Source organism: Nocardioides sp. Root140 (genome assembly GCF_001426745.1).
Taxonomy (GTDB): Bacteria; Actinomycetota; Actinomycetes; order Propionibacteriales; family Nocardioidaceae; genus Nocardioides.
This window is the reverse complement of sequence record NZ_LMFI01000001.1, coordinates 1,226,991-1,242,543: the sequence shown is the minus strand read 5'-3', so window position 1 is coordinate 1,242,543 and position 15,553 is coordinate 1,226,991. Positions and strand designations below refer to the sequence as shown.

Annotated in this window: 16 protein-coding genes; 2 read left to right on the top strand and 14 right to left on the bottom strand. The window is 68.5% G+C overall.

Translation table 11 applies throughout. The features are described from left to right. Positions 1-27: 27 nt before the first annotated feature. The 11 genes from ASD30_RS06065 to dop all read right to left on the bottom strand — a co-directional run bounded on the left by ASD30_RS06065 (position 28) and on the right by dop (position 9,769). Positions 28-435, bottom strand: coding sequence for a hypothetical protein (locus tag ASD30_RS06065; protein ID WP_056678213.1), 408 nt, complete (start codon positions 433-435; stop codon positions 28-30). Continuing rightward, a complete protein-coding gene (gene tatC, locus ASD30_RS06060; protein WP_235530076.1) occupies positions 432-1,202 on the bottom strand; it encodes a twin-arginine translocase subunit TatC in 771 nt (256 codons plus the stop codon). The genes ASD30_RS06065 and tatC overlap by 4 nt, the downstream gene beginning before the upstream one ends. A gap of 90 nt (positions 1,203-1,292) precedes the next feature. Then, positions 1,293-1,571, bottom strand: a complete 279-nt coding sequence (gene tatA / locus ASD30_RS06055) for a Sec-independent protein translocase subunit TatA (RefSeq protein ID WP_056678210.1) — start codon at positions 1,569-1,571, stop codon at positions 1,293-1,295. 37 nt (positions 1,572-1,608) lie between these two features. Then, positions 1,609-2,592 carry a helix-turn-helix transcriptional regulator gene (locus tag ASD30_RS06050; RefSeq protein ID WP_056678208.1) on the bottom strand — a complete coding sequence of 328 codons (984 nt, stop codon included), beginning with the start codon at positions 2,590-2,592 and terminating at the stop codon, positions 1,609-1,611. After that, complete coding sequence (locus tag ASD30_RS06045; RefSeq protein ID WP_056678206.1) at positions 2,589-3,563, bottom strand: helix-turn-helix transcriptional regulator; 975 nt, start codon at positions 3,561-3,563, stop codon at positions 2,589-2,591. Before ASD30_RS06045 ends, ASD30_RS06050 begins: the two co-directional genes overlap by 4 nt. 83 nt (positions 3,564-3,646) lie before the next feature. Beyond that, positions 3,647-4,573, bottom strand: coding sequence for an FKBP-type peptidyl-prolyl cis-trans isomerase (locus ASD30_RS06040; protein WP_156393516.1), 927 nt, complete (start codon positions 4,571-4,573; stop codon positions 3,647-3,649). A 67-nt stretch (positions 4,574-4,640) separates the two neighbouring features. Then, entirely contained in the window at positions 4,641-6,002 is a 1,362-nt protein-coding gene (pafA, locus tag ASD30_RS06035) for a Pup--protein ligase (protein WP_056678203.1), read from the bottom strand. A gap of 151 nt (positions 6,003-6,153) precedes the next feature. Beyond that, entirely contained in the window at positions 6,154-7,131 is a 978-nt protein-coding gene (gene prcA, locus ASD30_RS06030; RefSeq protein WP_056678200.1) for a proteasome subunit alpha, read from the bottom strand. A gap of 21 nt (positions 7,132-7,152) precedes the next feature. After that, positions 7,153-7,995: a proteasome subunit beta gene (prcB, locus tag ASD30_RS06025; protein WP_056678198.1), complete on the bottom strand. Its 843-nt coding sequence runs from the start codon at positions 7,993-7,995 to the stop codon at positions 7,153-7,155. Between the two features lie 4 nt (positions 7,996-7,999). Next, positions 8,000-8,197 (bottom strand): ubiquitin-like protein Pup, encoded by a 198-nt coding sequence (locus ASD30_RS06020; RefSeq protein WP_056678196.1) that lies wholly within the window; start codon positions 8,195-8,197, stop codon positions 8,000-8,002. A 63-nt stretch (positions 8,198-8,260) separates the two neighbouring features. Further along, positions 8,261-9,769, bottom strand: coding sequence for a depupylase/deamidase Dop (gene dop / locus ASD30_RS06015; protein ID WP_056678193.1), 1,509 nt, complete (start codon positions 9,767-9,769; stop codon positions 8,261-8,263). Positions 9,770-9,843: 74 nt separating this feature from the next. Between dop and ASD30_RS06010 the strand changes: the two genes are divergently transcribed. Next, positions 9,844-10,461, top strand: coding sequence for a class I SAM-dependent methyltransferase (locus ASD30_RS06010; protein WP_056678191.1), 618 nt, complete (start codon positions 9,844-9,846; stop codon positions 10,459-10,461). A gap of 22 nt (positions 10,462-10,483) precedes the next feature. Here ASD30_RS06010 and arc read toward each other — a convergent pair whose 3' ends face one another. From arc to ASD30_RS05995, 3 genes are all read right to left on the bottom strand, one after another. Continuing rightward, positions 10,484-12,223 (bottom strand): proteasome ATPase, encoded by a 1,740-nt coding sequence (arc, locus tag ASD30_RS06005; protein ID WP_056679405.1) that lies wholly within the window; start codon positions 12,221-12,223, stop codon positions 10,484-10,486. Between the two features lie 153 nt (positions 12,224-12,376). Beyond that, positions 12,377-13,363: a tRNA (adenine-N1)-methyltransferase gene (locus ASD30_RS06000; RefSeq protein ID WP_156393515.1), complete on the bottom strand. Its 987-nt coding sequence runs from the start codon at positions 13,361-13,363 to the stop codon at positions 12,377-12,379. Positions 13,364-13,373: 10 nt separating this feature from the next. Continuing rightward, on the bottom strand, positions 13,374-14,534 hold the full coding sequence (locus ASD30_RS05995) for a site-2 protease family protein (protein ID WP_235532512.1): 1,161 nt from the start codon (positions 14,532-14,534) through the stop codon (positions 13,374-13,376). A 107-nt stretch (positions 14,535-14,641) separates the two neighbouring features. Between ASD30_RS05995 and ASD30_RS05990 the strand changes: the two genes are divergently transcribed. Then, positions 14,642-15,517, top strand: coding sequence for a RecB family exonuclease (locus tag ASD30_RS05990; RefSeq protein ID WP_056678189.1), 876 nt, complete (start codon positions 14,642-14,644; stop codon positions 15,515-15,517). Positions 15,518-15,553 lie beyond the last annotated feature (36 nt).

The following is a 15,553-nucleotide window of genomic DNA, read 5'->3' as shown; positions in this document are numbered from 1 at the left end:
TGCCCGACCCTATAGGGCAGGTCTGCCCTATCCGTGGTCGTCGACCACGCCGAGCCGCATCGCGGCGACGAAGTTCTCGGGCGGGGCACCGACCGCCTTCGCCAGCCGGGCCAGGGCGGTCAGGATCCGGTCGGCGGTGAAGCCGGTGCCCGGCACGGCCAACGTGAGGCGGTCCTCGTGCTCGACCAGGAGCACCTGTCCGTTGCGCCAGGCCTGGTGCGCCAGGACCCGGGTCGCGTCGTCGGTCACCGGTTCCGGCCAGGCCCGGTCGACACCCAGCAGGTCGCAGGGCAGCTCGACGTGGTCACCGACCAGGAGGCCGTGCACCAAGTGCCCGCCCAACCGGTCTGCGGCCGCCTCGGCGTGCCAGGTCACGTCGCCGGTGCCGAGCCACTCGGGCAGGTCGAACGCATCGACCGTCGCCAGGCCCCTCACAGGGGCGACAACTCGTCGTCGCCGACACCGTGGAGGGGGTCGGCGTTGTTCTTGCGGCGGTCGAGGATGCGGCAGATGACCTCGGAGATGGCGAAAAGCCCGACCATCGGGATGGCCAGGAACAGCATCGAGAAGGGGTCGGTCGAGGGCGTCGCGACCGCCGCGAAGACGAAGGTGCCGATGATGATCCACGGCCGGTGGTCCCCCAGCGCCTTGCCCTTCACGATGCCGGCCAGGTTGAGCAGGATCACGAAGACCGGGATCTCGAAGGCGATCCCGAAGACCAGCAGGGTGCGGGTGAGGAACGTCAGGTAGTCGCTGAACTCGATCAGGTTGGTCAGGTCGGCGGGGGTGAACGAGATCAACACCTCGAGACCCTTGGGCAGGGTCAGGTAGCCGACGTAGGCACCGATCAGGAACAGCGGCCCCGCAACGGCGGCGAAGACCCGTGACCACTTGCGCTCGTTGGCGTGCAGCCCCGGAAGGATGAACGCCCAGACCTGGTAGAGCCAGTAGGGACTGGTCACCACGAGAGCGGCCAGCCCGCAGAGCTTGAGGTGCAGCATCAGCGGGCCGCCGGCGCCGTTGATGGTGGCGGTGGTGGTGACGTCCTCGCCGAGAGCCTTCTGTGCGTCCTCGTAGGGTCCCAGGATCAGCTGGAAGATCTGGTCGAAGAAGAACAGGGACACCGTGATGGCGACGACCAGCACCACCGTGATCCGCAGGATCCGGGCGCGCAGCTCGCGCAGGTGGTCGGAGATGGCCATCCGGCCATCGGCTCCCAGGCCGTGCATGGGTTTCGTGCTGAAGAGCGCGACGACACCGAGCAAGGACACAGGAGTGGCTTCAGGGACGGGTCAGTTGGTGGTGTCGGGGCGGTGCTCCGACGTCAACGGCTCGGACTCGGCGCGCTTCTCGGGAGCACCCAGCTCACCGGCAGGCTTGTCGGCCGCCGGCTTGTCATCGTCCTCGTCATCGGTCAACAGGCCCTTGGTCTCGGACTTGAAGATGCGCAGGGCACGGCCGCTGCCGCGGGCCAGCTCCGGCAGTTTCTTGGCGCCGAAGAGCAGCACGATCACCAGCACGATCAGGACCAGCTCCCAGCCTCCGGGAGTTGCGATCAGTGGTTGAAGCATGTCCGTCCTCAAGGTCGCTTGTGGGGTCGGTCCCATCCTACGCGCCAGGTACACGGTAGAGGCTGAGGGTCTCCTGTGCGGCTGCTGTGAAGGCCTCGGCGTACTCGGCGGGCCGGAGCACCTCGGCGTACGGCGACAGGCGCAACAGCAGCCTCATCAGCCACCGGCTGTCGGCCACCCTGAGGTCGATCTCGAGCTTGCCGCCGCGCCGTTCGCGGACTGCCTCGACCGGGTAGTACTCGGCGACCCAGCGGGCCTGGGGCGCCAGCCGGAGGGTGACCAGCGGATTGTCGGGTTCCGGTCGGAACAGTCCGTCGGCGAGGTCGACCGGCTCGACGTCGGGGTGCGGCTCGGCCGCGCTGTCGAGGGTCTCGTCGGCGACGATCCGGTCCAGTCGGAACAACCGCCGCCCGTTGGCGACGTGGCACCACGCCTGGAGGTAGGCCATGCCCTGGGAGTCGACGAGCGCCATCGGGTCCACGGTGCGCTCGGTGTTCTCGTCGCGCGCGGGGACGTAGTAGGTCAGCCGGACCTGGCGGCCCGAGGAGAGAGCCGCGGCGAGCCGGGTGCGCAGGGCAGCGCCTTCGCGTTGCCCGGGCGGCACGCGCACCTCGACATGCGCGGCCTGGTGGCCGTCCTCGGCAACGGTCTCGATCTTGGCGAGCGCCCGGTCGAGGCTGTCGAGCGTGTCACCGTCGGCCGACTCGCGCAGCGTGCGCAGGGCCACCGTGATCGCGGACGCCTCGGCGGCGGAGAGCCGCAGGGGCGTGCCGAGGTAGTCGGCGTTGTGGATGCGGATCACGCTGTCGCCGTCGAGCGCGTCGAGGTCGACCTCGATCAGGTCTCCCGGCATCCACCCCGGCCAGCCGCAGTAGATCAGGACGCGCAGGTCGGCGACCAGTTGTTCGGGTGGCACGCCGAGACGCCGGGCAGCGTCCTCGAGCCGCATGTCGCCCTCGCGTTGGATCAGCGGGACCAGCGCGAGCAGCCGGCCGACCTGTTCCTTGGCGCCGGCGCTCATGAACTGACTCCTGCAGCGGCGGTGAGCCGTCGGACGGCCAGGTCGCGCGCCTCGGCGGGCGACTCGACGACGGCGTCGGTCCCGAAGGCCAGCACGTCGTCGACGAAGCCGTGCACCGAGGAATGCGTGAGCGTGACCCGGTCCCATGCGGTCACCGCGTCAGGTCCGGGCACGTCGGTCTCGACAGCTGTCGCCGTACGACGCAGTCCGTGGCCGCTCCCCTGCCGCACCAGGGCCGTCCCGACCTCGGTGGCCGGCCCCGGGGAGAGACTCGCGGTGAGCTCGCGCAGGTTGGTCTCCGGCGGTACGACGAACGCGTCCGACTTGCCGGTGCGCTTGACCGCGCCGTGGACCCGGGAGAGTCGGAACAACCGGGGTTCGCCGCGGTCGACGTCGCGCCCGACGACGTACCAGCGGCCGGAGGACGAGACGACGCCCCACGGCTCGAGGCGTCGCTTGGCGGGCTTGGGCGTGCCGGAGCGCTGGTAGTCGAAGGTGACCCGGGTGCGGTCAAGGGAGGCCTGCCAGAGCACGTCGAAGTTCGGGTCGGAGACCGCGACCACCGGAGCTGCGATGTCGAGCCGGCTGCGGTCCACCTCGACGCCTGCGGCGCTGAGCTTGGCCAGGGCGTCACTGGTCGCGGCCGCCAGCCCGGCGTGCTGCCAGACCCGGGTGGCCAGGCCGATCACGGCCGCCTCGTCCGCGGCCAGCGTGATGCCGGGCAGGGCGAACGTGTCCGGGTTGATCCGGTAGCCGATCTCGTTGTCGAAGTAGTTGTCCAGCGTGACGATCTCGACCGGCACACCGAGGGCACGCAGCTCGTCCTTGTCGCGCTCGAACATGCGGTCAAAGGCCTCGTCGCCGGCCTCGAGGTACGGCGGCATGCTGTCGCGCACCTGCTGCTTGGACAGCGGGCGGCGTTGCACGAGCAGCAGGATCAGCAGGTTGAGGAGGCGTTCACTCTTCGTCACCTGCTGCTCCTCCCGTGTGTGCCATGACTTGTTCGATGATGCCTGACCCGTTCGGTCAGATGCTGGCGGTCAGATGCTGGCGGTCAGTTGACCGCGAGCACGTCGATCACGAAGACCAGGTCGTCGCCGGGCTTGATCTTGGGCGCGCTGCCCTTCTTGCCGTACCCGAGCTTCGAGGGGATCCGCAGGATGACCCGGCTGCCCTCGGTGACCCCGGTGAGGCCTTCCTGCCAGCCCTGGATCGTGCCGCCCTGACCGATGGTCACGGAGTAGGGATCGCCCTTGGTGAAGTTCTGGTCGAAGACCTGCTTCTTGCCGTTGACCTGGCCGAGGTACTTCACGGCCAGCGTGGAGCCCTTCTTCGCCTTGGGGCCGGTGCCCTTGACCAGGGTGATCGTCTCGAGCTTGGTGATCTTGGCGGGCTTGCCGGTGAAGGTCAGGCCGGTCACGGCGCCGTCCTTCTCGACCACCTTCGGCGCACCCTTGGGGGCGGTCGCCTTGCTCGTGTCGATGCTCGTCGGGATCACCTTGATGATGTCGACGACGAAGACCACCGAGTCCGACGGGTCGATGAACAGGTTGGGGTTGCCGGCCTCGCCGAACGCGTCCTTGGGGGTCGACTCGACCATCACCCGCGAGCCGGCCTTCTGCCCGTCGATGGCCTTCTTGAGGCCGGGCAGCATGTCGTCGCTCACCTTGACCAGGCTCGCGGAACCTTCGTCCCACGTGCTCGCCGCCTGCTTGCCGGTGAATCCGTTGGCGATGTAGAGGTTCGCGAAGACGCTGTCGCCCACCTTGACCTGGTCGCCGTCGCCCTCGCTGAGCACCGTGGTCTCGGTGGTGGTGCGCTTGTACTCGCCCTTGAAGGCCACCTTCGGCTCGGATCCGAACGTGCCGGTGACCTTGACCGATCCGTCGTTGGACTTGCCGCCGCCGTCGTCGTCACCGCAGGCGGTGAGACCGATCATCATCAGCAGCAGGACGCTCAGGAGCACAAGGACGCGGCGCAACGGGTTCACCTTCGGATTCGGGGTACGGCGAGCGCGGGACAGCCTAGCCGGATGGAGCAACGATCCCTCACATGCCGTCGATGAGTCGCTGGACGCGTTCGTCGGCCGAGCGGAAGGGGTCCTTGCAGAGCACCGTGCGCTGGGCCTGGTCGTTGAGCTTGAGGTGCACCCAGTCGACGGTGAAGTCGCGTCGCCGCTCCTGTGCCTTCTTGATGAACTCGCCGCGCAGGCGGGCACGGGTGTTCTGCGGCGGCACCGACTTGGCCTCGAAGATCTTGAGGTCGTCGGTGACCCGGGCAACCGCTCCGCGCTTCTCGAGCAGGTAGTAGAGACCCCGGTTGCGGTGGATGTCGTGGTAGGCGAGGTCGAGCTGCGCGATGCGCGCGTGGCCCAACGCCATGCCGTGCTTGGCGCGGTAGCGCTCGATCAGCTTCCACTTGATGACCCAGTCGATCTCGCGGTCGACGGAGTCGAGGTCGCCGGACTCGATCGCCTTGAGGCCCCGCTCCCAGAGGTCGAGGGCCTGGTCGATGACCGGCGTACGCAGCTCACGACGGTCGACGAAGTCGCGGGCCCGGGTGAAGTACTCGAGCTGGATCTCGAGCGCACTGGCCTCGCGGCCGTTGGCCAGCCGGACCTTCTTGCGGCCAGTCATGTCGTGGGAGATCTCGCGGATCGCCCGGATCGGGTTCTCCATGGTGAGGTCGCGCATCACGACCCCCTCCTCGATCATCCGGAGCACGAGGTCGCAGCTGGCCACCTTCAGCAAGGTGGTGGTCTCGCTCATGTTGGAGTCGCCTACGATGACGTGGAGCCGGCGGTACTTCTCGGCGTCCGCGTGCGGTTCGTCGCGGGTGTTGATGATCGGGCGGCTGCGGGTGGTGGCGCTCGAGACGCCTTCCCAGATGTGCTCGGCGCGCTGGCTGATGGAGTACGACGCCCCGCGCGGTGTCTGGATGATCTTGCCGGCGCCGACCACGATCTGGCGCGTCACCAGGAACGGGATCAGGATGTCGGCCAGCCGACTGAACTCGCCGGCCCGGCCGACGAGGTAGTTCTCGTGGCAACCGTAGGAGTTGCCTGCGGAGTCGGTGTTGTTCTTGAACAGGTAGATGTCGCCGGCGATGCCCTCGTCGTGGAGCCGGCGCTCGGCGTCGACCAGAAGCCCTTCGAGGACCCGCTCCCCCGCCTTGTCGTGGGTGACCAGCTCGACGATGTCGTCGCACTCCGGCGTCGCGTACTCCGGGTGGCTGCCGACGTCGAGGTAGAGCCGGGCACCGTTGCGCAGGAAGACGTTGCTGCTGCGCCCCCACGACACGACCTTGCGGAAGAGGTAGCGGGCCACCTCGTCCGGGCTCAGGCGTCGCTGCCCCTTGAACGTGCAGGTGACGCCGTACTCGTTCTCGATTCCGAAGATCCGGCGGTCCATGGCCCAACAGTAGTCACAGCTTGGGCATCACGGTGGGAGGTTGACCGTTGTCATGCGACTTCCACCCACCCGTCGCCGTCACCGAACAGGCCTCAGGATTTCTCTGGCAAAGACCTGTTGACTGTTCGGTGACGGCGGTGTTGGGAGCCGGTCAGGCAGGGGGTGGGGCGATCGGGGGCTCGCCGTGGCCGGGCGTGGGTGGGTCCACGGGTGGTGTCGGGGGCGTGGGCGGTGCCGTGGGAGGAGCGGTGGGCGGCTCGCCGGACTCCGGTTCTCCGGAAGCGGGCTCACCGGTGACCGGGTCTTCCAGCGGGGGCGTGGATCCGCTCACCGTGTCGGTCGGGTCAGCGGGGTTGTCGGGACCGGTGGGAACCGTCGGGGCGGCCCCCACCTGGGCGTCCTCGGCGTCTGGCTGGGCCGCGGTCTCGGGGCCACGGTCCCCGAGGATCTCGGTCAGCGCGGCTGGCCGCAGGCGACGGAACTTGCGGGGCTGGGTGCGGGTGCGGTCGAGCACGGCGACCTCGAGGTCGTCGGCCGGGATCACCCGGTCGTCGGTGTCGGAGTGACCGAGCGCAGCCACGGCCAGCTTGATCGCGTCGTCGAGCGTCGCGCCCTCGGTGTAGTGCTCCTTGAGGTGTGAGGCCACCTGGTCGGCCGCGCCACCCATCACGGCGTACCCGTGCTCGTCAGCCACCTGGCCGTCGTACGTCAGCCGGTAGATCTGGTCGTCGGCCGCCTCGTCGCCGATCTCGGCCACGAACAGCTCGACCTCGTAGGGCTTCTCCCCGCCGCTGGAGAAGATCGTGCCGAGGGTCTGCGCGTAGGCGTTCGCCAACCCGCGGCCCGTGACGTCGCGACGGTCGTAGGCGTAGCCGCGCATGTCGGCCAGGCGTACGCCGGCGATGCGGAGGTTCTCGAACTCGTTGTAGCGGCCGACCGCGGCGAACGCGATGCGGTCGTAGATCTCGGAGACCTTGTGCAGCGCCTGCGAGGGGTTCTCGGAGACGAAGAGGACGCCGTCGGCGAACTGCACGACGACCACGGACCGACCGCGGGCAATGCCCTTGCGCGCGAAGTCCGCACGGTCCTTCATCAACTGCTCGGGAGAGACGTAGTACGGCATGCTCATGTGAGAAATCCTTGGCTCGGGTCAGACCAGTGAGGCGGCGGGGCCGTCGGGGCGCTGGAGTCGACTCGCGATCACCTGGTCCGCGATCGCGGCGACCTCGTCGTCGGCGAGTCGGCGGCCTCCGTCGGCGGTGATCACCTGCACGACGGGGAAGATGCGACGGCTCACGTCGGGACCACCGGTCGCGGAGTCGTCGTCGGCGGCGTCGTAGAGCGCCTGCACGACGGCGGTCACGCACTCGGTCTCGGTGAGGTCCTCGCGGTAGAGCTTCTTCAGCGAACCGCGGGCGAACATCGACCCGGAGCCGACCGAGTGGAACGCGGTCTCCTCGTAGCGGCCGCCGGTGACGTCGTAGGAGAAGATGCGCCCCTGCTCGGCGATGAGGTCGTAGCCCGAGAAGAGGGGTACGACGGCGAGGCCCTGCATGGCCAGGCCGAGGTTCGCCCGGATCAGGGCCGCGAGGCGGTTGGCCTTGCCGTCCATGGAGAGCGTGGTGCCCTCGATCTTCTCGTAGTGCTCGAGCTCGGTCTGGAAGAGTCGCACCATCTCGACCGCCAGCCCGGCGGCGCCGGCGATGCCGACGCAGCTGAACTCGTCGGCCGGGAAGACCTTCTGGATGTCGCGCTGCGCGATGATGTTGCCCATCGTGGCGCGCCGGTCGCCGGCCATGATCACGCCGCCGGGGAACGTCGCGGAGACGATCGTGGTGCCGTGCGGCGCCAGGTCTCCGACGTTGCCCTGCGGCACGGCACGCTTGGAGGGCAGCAGGTCGGGTGAGTGTTCACCGATGAAGTCGGCGAACGACGACGTGCCGGGGGTCAGGAACGAAGCGGGCAGGCGGGACCCGTAGCTGGGGGCGCTCACCGACTCACTCCCCGCCCTTCTGGATGAAGGACTTCACGAAGTCCTCGGCGTTGGTCTCGAGGACGTCGTCGATCTCGTCGAGGATCGCGTCGATGTCCTCGTCGAGCTGCTCCTTGCGCTCGGTGACCTCGGGCGCGACGGTCTCCTCCTCGACCGGGGTGTCCTCGGTCGACTTCTTCGGCTGCTTCTGCTCCTGTGCCATGTCTCCGACCCTATCCACTCCGGGAAAGAAATGGCCCCGACTTGCTCGACCAACGGACGGGAATCAGTGCGTCAGTGCGTCGAAGAGCTGCTCGGCGGTGTCGCAGCGGTCGAGCAGCTCGCCCACGTGTGACCGGCTGCCGCGCAGCGGGTCGATGGTCGGCACCCGTTGCAGGGACTCGCGTCCGGGGAGGTCGAAGATCACCGAGTCCCACGACGCAGCGGCCACCGAGTCGGCGTACTTCTCGAGACACCGGCCACGGAAGTAGGCCCGGGTGTCGGTGGGCGGCTCGTGCATCGCGCTCTCGATGGACGGCTCCTCGAGCAGACGCTCGATGCGGCCCATGCGCACGAGGCGGTGGTAGAGGCCCTTCTCGGGGCGGATGTCGGAGTACTGCAGGTCGATCAGGTGCAGCTTCGCGTCGTCCCACTCGAGGCCGTCGCGGTCGCGGTACTGCTGGAGCAGCTTGAGCTTGGCCACCCAGTCGAGCTCGGTGGCGCACTCCATGGGGTCACGCTCGAGACGGGTCAGCACCGACTCCCAGCGGGTCAGCACGTCGCGGGTCTGGGCGTCGGCGTCGTCGCCCAGGGTCTCGTCGACGTACTTCCTGGCGAGGTCGAGGTATTCCATCTGGAGTTGTACGGCGGTCAGCTTGCGGCCGTCGCCCAACGTCACGAGGTGCTTGCAGGTCGGGTCGTGCGAGATCGCCCGCAGCGACGCGACAGGTGACTCGACCGAGAGCGGCGCGGTGAGGAAGCGGTCCTCGATCATCGCCAGCACCAGCGCGGTCGTGCCGACCTTGAGGTACGTCGACACCTCGGCGAGGTTGGCGTCTCCGATGATCACGTGCAGCCGGCGGTATTTCTCCGGGTCGGCGTGCGGTTCGTCGCGGGTGTTGATGATCGGCCGCTTCAGCGTGGTCTCGAGACCCACCTCGACCTCGAAGAAGTCGGCGCGCTGGCTGATCTGGAAGCCGTTGTCGCGGCCGTCCTGGCCGATGCCCACCCGGCCGGCGCCGGTGACCACCTGTCGGGACACGAAGAACGGCGTCAGGTGGCGCACGATGTCGGCGAACGCCGTCGAGCGGCGCATCAGGTAGTTCTCGTGGGCGCCGTAGGAGGCGCCCTTGTTGTCGGTGTTGTTCTTGTAGAGCAGGATCGGCGCGGCCCCGGGAATGTTGGCGGCCAGACGGGCTGCGTCGAGCATCACCTGCTCCCCCGCCTTGTCCCAGCGGACGATGTCGAGCGGGTTCGTGCACTCGGGCGTGGCGTACTCGGGGTGGGCGTGGTCGACGTACAGGCGCGCGCCGTTGGTGAGGATGACGTTGGCCAGGCCGAGGTCCTCGTCGGTAAGCTGGCTGGCGTCGGCGACCTGTCGCGACATGTCGAACCCTCGGGCGTCGCGCAGCGGTGACTCCTCCTCGAAGTCCCATCGGGCGCGTCGCGCCTTCAGCGTGGCCGACGCGTAGGCGTTGACCACCTGCGAGGACGCCACCATCGGGTTGGCCGTCGGCTGTCCCTGGACCGAGATGCCGTACTCGACCTCGGTGCCCATCACCCTGCGAACGCTCATGATTCGAGCCTACTCGGGACGACCGACGCATCGACCCGTGGACGCGGCCGTTCGCGCGACCTAGTGTCGGTCACATGGGTTGGTGGGTCGAACACGTCGTGCCGCGATTGACCGATGCCGGGCTCAGCGCCCCGGAGATCGGCGAGCTTCGAGCGCAGGCCTGTGAGGGCCTGACCGGCCGGGTCCTCGAGGTGGGTTTCGGGTCCGGGATGAACCTCCCCCACCTGCCCGAGGAGGTGAGCGCCGTCGCCGCGGTGGAGCCCAGCGACCTGGGCTGGTCCCGCTCGGCAGGCCGCCGCGAGAAGTCCTCGGTGCCGGTCGAGCGGGTGGGCCTCGACGGCCAGTCGATCGACCTGCCCGATGCCTCGGTCGACGCCGCACTGGTGACGTTCTCCCTATGCACGATCCCGGAGCCGCTCCGCGCGTTGAGGGAGGTACGCCGGGTGGTGCGACCCGGAGGTCGACTGCACTTCCTCGAGCACGGCCTCGCGCCCGATGCGGGTGTGGCGCGCTGGCAGGGCCGGCTCAACGGCGTACAGGGACTGGTGTGCGGAGGTTGCCACCTGGACCGCGACATCCCTGCCCTGGTGGGCGATGCCGGGTTCGGGATTGCCGTCCTCGACCAGCGCTACCTGCCCGGACCGAGGATCGGCCGGCCCTGGACGTACGGCTTCCGCGGCATCGCCGAGTGACGACGCCGCGGTAGCCGGTTGCTCAGAGGTACTGGCCGGTGTTGGCGACCGTGTCGATCGAACGCCCGGGCTCGGTGCCCTGCTTGCCGGTGATGAGGGTGCGGATGAAGACGATCCGCTCGCCCTTCTTGCCGGAGATGCGGGCCCAGTCGTCGGGGTTCGTGGTGTTCGGGAGGTCCTCGTTCTCCTTGAACTCGTCGACGCACGCCTGGAGCATGTGCTGGACCCGGAGACCGAGCTGGTCGTGGTCGAGGAGGTCCTTGATCGCCATCTTCTTCGCCCGGTCGACGATGTTCTGGATCATCGCGCCGGAGTTGAAGTCCTTGAAGTAGAGGACTTCCTTGTCGCCGTTGGCGTAGGTCACCTCGAGGAAGCGGTTCTCCTCGGTCTCGGTGTACATGCGCTCGACGGTGGCCCGAATCATGCCCGCCACGCAGGCGTCGCGGTCGTTGCCGAACTCGGCCAGGTCATCGGTGTGCAGCGGCAGCTCGGCGGTGAGGTACTTGCTGAAGATGTCGCGTGCGGACTCGGCGTCCGGGCGCTCGATCTTGATCTTCACGTCGAGCCGGCCGGGGCGCAGGATGGCCGGGTCGATCATGTCCTCACGGTTGGAGGCACCGATCACCAGCACGTTCTCGAGCAGCTCCACACCGTCGATCTCGCTCAGCAGCTGGGGAACGATGGTGTTCTCGACGTCGGAGGAGACCCCGGAGCCTCGGGTGCGGAACAGGGAGTCCATCTCGTCGAAGAACACGATGACCGGCGTACCCTCACTGGCCTTCTCGCGAGCCCGCTGGAAGACCAGGCGGATGTGCCGCTCGGTCTCGCCGACGTACTTGTTGAGCAGCTCGGGACCCTTGATGTTCAGGAAGTAGGACTTGCCCTCCTGGCCGGTCTTGGCCGCGACCTTCTTGGCCAGGGAGTTGGCGACCGCCTTGGCGATCAACGTCTTCCCGCAGCCGGGAGGGCCGTAGAGCAGCACGCCCTTCGGCGGCTTGAGCTGGTGCTGCTTGAACAGCTCGGGATGCAGGTAGGGCAGCTCGACGGCGTCGCGGATCTGGTCGATCTGGGCGATCAGACCGCCGATCGCGCTGTAGTCGATGTCGGGGACCTCTTCGAGGACGAGCTCCTCGACCTCGGACTTCGGCACCTTCTCGTAGACGTAGCCGGCTCGGGAGTCGAGCAGCAGGGAGTCACCGGCCCGCAGCTTGAGGCTGCGCAGCGGCTCGGCGATGCGGACCACGCGCTCCTCGTCGGCGTTCGCGATCACCAGGACACGGTCGCCGTCGGCCAGGATCTCCTTGAGCATGACGACCTCGCCGACCTGCTCGAAGTCGAGCGCGGCGACGACGTTGAGTGCCTCGTTGAGCATGACCTCCTGGCCACGCTGCAGCGCGTCGAGGTCGACGTTGGGGCTCACCGTCACCCGCAGCTTGCGACCGCCGGTGAACACGTCGATGGAGTCGTCGTCGTTGCGGGCGAGGAACGTGCCGAACCCGGCCGGCGGCTGGGCCAGTCGGTCGACCTCTTCCTTGAGCGTGAGTATCTGGTCGCGGGCCTCGCGCAGGGTCTGGGCCAGGCGTTCGTTCTGCGACGTCACCGCGGCCAGGGACCGTTGGGTGTCGATCAGTCGCTGCTCCAGTGCACCGGAGTGAACTGGGCCATCGGCCAGCCTCCGGCGCAGGTCAGTGACTTCGGCCTCGAGGAACCTCACCTGACTGGTGAGTTCCTCGCGACTGCTCGAGTTGTCCGATGCCGACATGTGCACCACCTCCTGCGTCTCCTTGTGACCTTACCCATCAGGAGGAGGAAGCAAAGCAAATCGGCGCGCGGTTCGGAAACGATTTGCTACGTGAGACGTCACGAGCGTGTGAACAGGCCATTCTGGCGTCGGTTCACGCCATTTCCGCGTCGATCAGTCGTCGAAGGACTCCTCGAACACCTGCGGAGGCAGGTCGGCCGGCCGGGGGCCGTTGTAGTCCACCCCGTAGGCACCCGGAGCGGGTCGGCGCTTCTTGCGCGGCGCGGTCTGGCCGGGCGCCATCCGGCGTGCCGTGACGAGGAAGGCGGTGTGCCCGATCATCTTGTGCCCGGGGCGTACGGCGAGTCCCTCGACGTGCCAGTCGCGCACCAGTGACTCCCACGGCTGGGGATCGGTGAACCCGCCGTGCGCGCGCACCGTCTCGACGTAGCGCGACAGCTGCGTCGTGGTGGCGACGTACGCGACGACGATCCCGCCGGGCGCCAGCGCGTCAGCCACCGCGTCCACGCACTCCCACGGTGCGAGCATGTCGAGGATGATCCGGTCGACCTTCTCGCCGAGCCCCGGCAGCTCTTCCTGGAGGTCGCCGAGCCGCAGGTTCCAGGCCGGGTGGGTCTCGCCGTCGGGGGCGGAGAAGAACTGGTTCACGTTGCGCCGAGCCACGTCGGCGAACTCCTCGCGCCGCTCGAACGACGTCACCCGACCCCACGGTCCGACGGCGCGGAGCAGCGAGCAGGTCAGCGCACCCGAGCCCACACCGGCCTCCACGACCCGGGCACCCGGGAAGATGTCGGCCATCGCCACGATCTGGGCGGCGTCCTTGGGGTAGACCACCGCGGCCCCACGCGGCATCGAGACCACGAACTCGGAGAGCAACGGGCGGAACACGAGGTACTCACCGCCCGCCGACGACGGCACGGTGAAGCCTTCGTCGCGCCCGATCAGCTCGTCGTGCTCGATGTGGCCACGGTTGCTGAAGAAGCGCTTGCCGGGCGTGAGCTCGAAGTTGTGGCGCCGGCCCTTCTGGTCGGTCAACCGCACCCACTCCCCCGCACGCAGGGGTCCACGGTGCACGCCGGACCACGCCTCGAGGGGTACGTCGGGCAGGTCGGTCGGTTCGGGCAGGTCCACGTCAGGCATGGGCGGAACCCTACTGGTGACGCTCGCTGAACGCCCTGTCGACGTCGGCGGTCGCGAGGACGCCGTAGATCGCCCCGTCGTCCTCGACGAGGAGGTACTCGTGGGCGGGCATGCGGGTGATCGCCTTGATGAGGTCCTCACCGACGATCGAGACGGGCAGGGTCAGACCCTCCTCGATGCTGCGTGAGATGGTCGAGACGGCCATCCACGGACGCCGTTCCTCAGGCGTGGCCAGCAGGGCGGACTCGTTGACGATGCCGGTCGCGGCGCCCGCGGTCGAGACCGTCACGATGCTGCCGGCCCCGGCCTCCTGCGCGCGTCGTACGGCCTCGGAGACGGGCGTGTCCTCAGGAACGGTGAGGGTACGGCGGGCCAGTCGGCGGGCCACGATCGACGGCAGCCGCCGGCGCAGCCGGGCGCTCTGCATCGATGCGGTCGCTCCGGTCCACAGGAAGATCGCGACCACGAAGGAGAGCAGGTAGTCGACGATTCGCGGCTCGACGCCGAGGACCGACCGCATGAACAGGGGCCAGGCCAAGGCGGCGACGGCGACGATGCGCCCGCCCCAACCGGCGGCGATGGTGCCCTTGTGGATGTTGCCACTGACTCCCCAGACCGCGGACTTCAGCACGCGTCCGCCGTCGAGCGGGAGCCCCGGGATCAGGTTCATCACTCCCACGATCAGGTTCGCGCCGGCCAGCACCTCGACCGCCGTCCGCAGGAGCCCGTCCGGGATGACGAGCAGCAGCGGTAGGGCAGCCAGGCCGACGGCGATGGAGGTGAGCGGGCCCACCACGGCGATCCAGAACTCCTCGCGCGGTCGGCGCGCCTCTCCCTCGATCATCGTCGCGCCGCCCAGGAAGTGGAGGGTGATCGACGAGACGGGGTGGCCGTAGTGCTGCGCCATCAGTGCGTGCGAGGCTTCGTGGAGGAGCACCGACAGGTAGAGCACGACGGCGAACGCGAAGCCGGCGACGTACTTCCATCCCCCGAGGCCCGGCTCGACCTGCTCGATCCGGGGTGCCATCAGCACCGCGATCAGGGCGGCGATGAAGAACCACGAGGTGGTGATGAGTACGTCGACCCCGGCGATCTGTCCGACCCGGAGCGTGCCGGGAGGCCGAGGCGGTCGGGACGGCACGTCGGCGTGTCGCGGGTCTGGGTCAGGCACATGTCGAGGCTATCGGACGCGCCCTCGCCGACACTGACGCGGCGGTGTCGGTGTCGCTGTCGGTGCCGTCGCCTAGTGTTGCCGCGCACCTTCAGGAAGGGGCCCAGATGACCCAGTCACCCGCAGAGAGGCACTCCACACCGGTCGACGGTGTCGAGGTGCTCGGGGCCCTCTCGCCGAGCCGCGCCGGTGATTTCATGACCTGTCCCCTGCTCTACCGCTACCGCACGATCGACAGGTTCCCCGAGGAGCCGTCACCCGACGCGATCCGCGGGACACTGGTGCACAAGGTGCTCGAGGACCTCTTCGACCTGCCCGCCCCCGAACGCACGCCACCGCGGGCCCAGGAGATGGTCGGTCCCGCGTGGGACGCGTTGCTGGAGGCCGAGCCCGCAGTCGCCGAGCTGTTCACCGCACCCGAGGGCGAGGAGGCGCTGGACCTGCAGGCCTGGCTGACCACCTGCCGCACCGTCCTCGACAAGTACTTCGAGCTCGAGGACCCGACCCGCCTCGAGCCCGCCGAGCGTGAGCTCTATGTCGAGACACTGCTCGACTCCAAGCTGCTGCTCCGGGGCTTCATCGACCGCATCGACATCGCCCCCAGCGGCGCGATCCGACTGGTGGACTACAAGTCTGGCCGAGCTCCTGGCGAGATGTTCGAGGCCAAGGCGCTGTTCCAGATGAAGTTCTACGCACTGGTCATCTGGCGCACCCGCGGGGTCGTCCCGGCGATGCTGCAGCTGATCTATCTCGGCAACGGTGAGATCCTCCGCTACTCCCCCGACGAGGCCGACCTACGGGCCACGGAGCGCAAGGTGGAGTCGATCTGGCAGGCGATCCGGCGCGCCGAGCTCAGTGGCGACTGGCGGCCGCACCGCAGCAAGCTGTGCGGCTGGTGCAGCTACCAGGACAAGTGCCCCGAGTTCGGCGGCGAGATCCCTGCTCTGCCGCTTGCGGAGCAAGCTGCAGAGCATCAGAGTTGACCCGTCGCCAGTTTCCGGAGGAGCGAAGCGGGGGAG